The following is a 581-nucleotide window of genomic DNA, read 5'->3' as shown; positions in this document are numbered from 1 at the left end:
GTGGCGGTATGGGGAATAAATTACACCACGTTAACCCCGGTCAGTGGGCTAAGCGGGATCCGGAGCATTGCAGGGGGAAGCAGCAACTATGCGATCGCTGGGGATGGAAGCGTATGGAACTGGACGAATGGAGCCCCGGTAAAAGTCGCAGGATTAAGTGAGATGGATGCGGTCGCCGTAGGGACGAACTACACGGTAGCTTCTAAAGCAGATGGAAGCGCGTATGCGTGGGGAAGTACAAACACCTACGGGCAGCTGGGGGACGGGACGACTGTAGCGCATACTACTCCAGCGTTGGTACAGGTCAATACCGCACCGCAGGTTGCCTTGACGTATCCTTTAGGCACTCAGGGCGCACCGGAAGAGAGTAACGTAAGCAATCCGGTGATCCGCTGGACGCAAGAGGATGTAGCTTTAACGAACTTTGTGAAGTTCCAAGTCCAGGTGCTGGATGCAAGCGGTACGGTGGTAGTGGATTCCGGCGAGGTGAACCAGCCGTTAACTGCGAACGTGAACGCCTGGACGGTTACGGAGCCATTAGCAAACGGCCAAGTCTTCCAAGTCCGCGTCCGAGTCAATGA

The 581-nt window shown here is 55.8% G+C and carries 1 protein-coding gene and 1 pseudogene; both read left to right on the top strand.

What is annotated here, in order from left to right:
• Positions 1-162: 162 nt before the first annotated feature.
• Positions 163-294, top strand: a pseudogene (locus ACQ4N8_RS28155) (RCC1 repeat- and reductase domain-containing protein); the annotation flags it as partial.
• A gap of 33 nt (positions 295-327) precedes the next feature.
• Positions 328-581: hypothetical protein (locus tag ACQ4N8_RS28150; protein ID WP_430707676.1), on the top strand; the 254-nt coding region annotated here is incomplete at its 3' end.

The sequence above is a fragment of the Paenibacillus macerans genome (assembly GCF_050565405.1).
In the GTDB taxonomy this organism is placed as follows: domain Bacteria; phylum Bacillota; class Bacilli; order Paenibacillales; family Paenibacillaceae; genus Fontibacillus; species Fontibacillus macerans_B.
Note: the sequence above shows the minus strand (reverse complement) of the source record. Positions and strands in the feature narration are given on the sequence as shown.